Source organism: Aquisalimonas sp. (assembly GCF_007120195.1).
GTDB lineage: Bacteria > Pseudomonadota > Gammaproteobacteria > Nitrococcales > Aquisalimonadaceae > Aquisalimonas.
Genome location: NZ_SKOG01000251.1, coordinates 1 through 2,570, shown reverse-complemented (window position 1 = coordinate 2,570; position 2,570 = coordinate 1). Strand labels below are relative to the sequence as shown.

Genomic DNA, 2,570 nt, shown 5'->3' with positions numbered 1-2,570 from the left:
CCCCTGGCGGCGTTGCGCCTCCTCGCCGTAGTCCCCGCTACGCCTCGTCGGCGCGCCTTGCCAGGAACCGTCAGGATCCACGCCAATTTTCGCAACGTATTTACGGGACAGGACACTGGCACCGGGGCGGCCACCGTGCCTGCGATTGCGGTGCTCGTCAGAACTGGTGGTTGTACTGCACCCCGAACATGTGCGCACGGGTGCGGAAATCCCCCTCCAGCCTGTGCCGGGTCCGGGCGGCGGCTTCCTCGTTGTCGATGCGGGAGCTGCGCACGCGCACGAACATGTAGGCCAGGTCGATGCTCTGACGCGCGTCAAATGCATCAAAGCGGAAGGTCGTGCCGGCGGACAGGAGAATCCGGTCATTATCCGGCAGCCGCGCGGTGCGCGCCCGGGCGTTGCGCACTGGCGTCTCGTCATAGGCGATACCCGCCCGGAACGCCCAGCTCTCGTCCAGCTCGTACATGGCGCCGACGCCGTAGCGCCAGGAATCGCGAAAGCGCAACGGCTGCACCAGGTCCCGGCGACGTAGCTCGGGAAGCCCTTGCGCGAAGGACTCGCCCCCGTCGGCACTGCCGTCGGGGAATTCGAAGCGCAGCTCATCGATGCGGCTCCAGCGGGTGAAAGTGGCGCCGCCCATCACGGTCCACTGGCTGTTCAGCTCCTGGGCAATCCCCAGGTTGAGCACCTCCGGTAGATCCACGACGGTGCGGATATCACCGCCGGCTGCGCCCAGCGGCCCCAGCGCCCCCTGCGTCACCTCTTCGGGGTTGGGCACGCCCAGATTCTCCAGCGTGCCCACCAGGCGGTTGCGGAATGCGTCATCGTTGGTCTGCGGCCGGCGCGCCCGACCGTCGATAACATGCTGGACCTTGCTGTGGTAGCTCAGGCCAAGGCGTGTGCCGTCCTGGGGCTCCCACAACACCCCCAGGTTGAGGGCGAAGGCGACGTTGTCACCGCGGATGTCGTTTTCGACGTCGAAATCGTGGGACAGCGCGCCGATAATGGCGTCGCGCTCCCCATCCGAGACGCCATTCTGCTGCTCGATGATGCTGTTGGCCAGGTTGTGACCAAGGTCGATTTCGTTACTGATATCGGCATCGATGAACTGCACGATGGCGCCAAAACCCAGTGACACTTGCTCATGAGGCCGGAAGGCGAACACCGGGTTGAGGTTCACGGTGGCGATGTCCGATGACTGGGCATGGTAGCGGCCCACGAAATCACCGGGAAAATCACTGGCATTGCCGAACGGCACGTAGATGCCAAGGCCCGCGGCGGCGTTGGCCGATAGCCGGTGGGTCAGGTAGGCGTGGGGGACGAAGGAGTTTTCATCAACGCGGCCCCTGCCTGATCCGGGAACAAAGCCCTCGTCCCCCTCGATTAGGGTGCGCCGGGCCTGCACATTGTATTTGGTACGCGTGAGTAGCGCGTGGAGGCCGGCACTGGCCTGGGTGCCCTCGAGCATCATCATCCCGGCCGGGTTGTAGGCGACGGTGGTTGGGTCCTCGGCCGTGGCGGCCGTGCCTGCGAAACTGCTGCCCATGGCCTTGATGCCCTGCGTGTTCACCTGGAAGCCGGCCGCCCCCGCACTGCCGGCCACCACCGAAAGGATAGCGAATGCCCCTGTCCTGATTACAGTGTCCTTCGTACGCATGGGCTCTATTCTCCGCAAGGCCTGCAACCCGCCGAGGCCTCCTGTGATGTTGGTATGCCCCGCTGACCCCACGGGCGCGCTAGTCCTCAGCCCGGCGCAGGATGTCTCCGGGCGCGACATCGTCGAAATCCTCCAGCGCCTCACCGAGTTCGACCATCATGCCACCAGAGTCAAGGAAGCTGCCGTACTGTCCACGCATCTCCGCCTCGACGGCATTCGGCACGGGCGCGTCCGGTTGCCCGCCGGAAAGCTGCAGATAGCTGCCATGGACACCGGCTGTGAACGAGACAACCGCGCGCACGGGATCATCGGCAAAGATATCCGGCAATTCTTGATCGGCGGTCGGAATTTCTCCCAGGCCTGCAACCCGGGAGAACGGTTCGCTGCCCGACAGCGGTGCCCCGGGGACGGAGGGCGGCAAGACCTGATCGGGCTCCGTGGGGAAGGCGTCGATATCCGATCCCCCGACGACTTGTGTCAGCAAAACGCCCAGATCATCCACCTGCGCCAATGCAGTCGCATGATTGATGGGGTCCGCCGAGTCGATGGCGGTCTGGATGAGGACCTGGATCTGCTGGAATTCGCTGCTCTCCTCGGGGATCCCTTGAGCCTCGAACTCTGCAATGATCGGCGCACCGATCTCGGGTGAGGCGACCGCTTGTCGGGCAAGGCCGGCACCGGGGACGCCGAGGGCCGCTGCGGTCAAGCCCGGATCCACGGCAAGGAAGGGAATGGCGGCGGTCGCGCCCAATGAGATTGCGTGCAAGTACACCTCGCCGGCATTCAGCTCCAGGCTCTCTCCCTCCGGCAGCGTTAGGTTAGTCAGCGCGCGCCGCAGGGCCATCATGTCCGCTGCGGCCTGTCCCAAGTTATCCCGCAGAACGAGTGGTTGTGAGACGTTCAGGAAATGGCT

The 2,570-nt window shown here is 64.9% G+C and carries 2 protein-coding genes; both read right to left on the bottom strand.

Features of this window, described 5'->3' with window-relative positions; genetic code table 11:
- Positions 1 to 157: 157 nt before the first annotated feature.
- Positions 158 to 1,657 carry an outer membrane protein transport protein gene (locus tag QZT63_RS17610; RefSeq protein WP_290653019.1) on the bottom strand — a complete coding sequence of 500 codons (1,500 nt, stop codon included), beginning with the start codon at positions 1,655 to 1,657 and terminating at the stop codon, positions 158 to 160.
- Between the two features lie 79 nt (positions 1,658 to 1,736).
- The coding region (locus tag QZT63_RS17605; protein WP_290653017.1) for a hypothetical protein at positions 1,737 to 2,570 on the bottom strand (834 nt) is incomplete at its 5' end.

Coding starts and splice junctions, on each gene's coding strand:
- QZT63_RS17610 (WP_290653019.1), bottom strand. CDS start 1,657: ATGCGTACGAAGGACACTGTAATCAGGACAGGGGCATTCGCTATCCTT.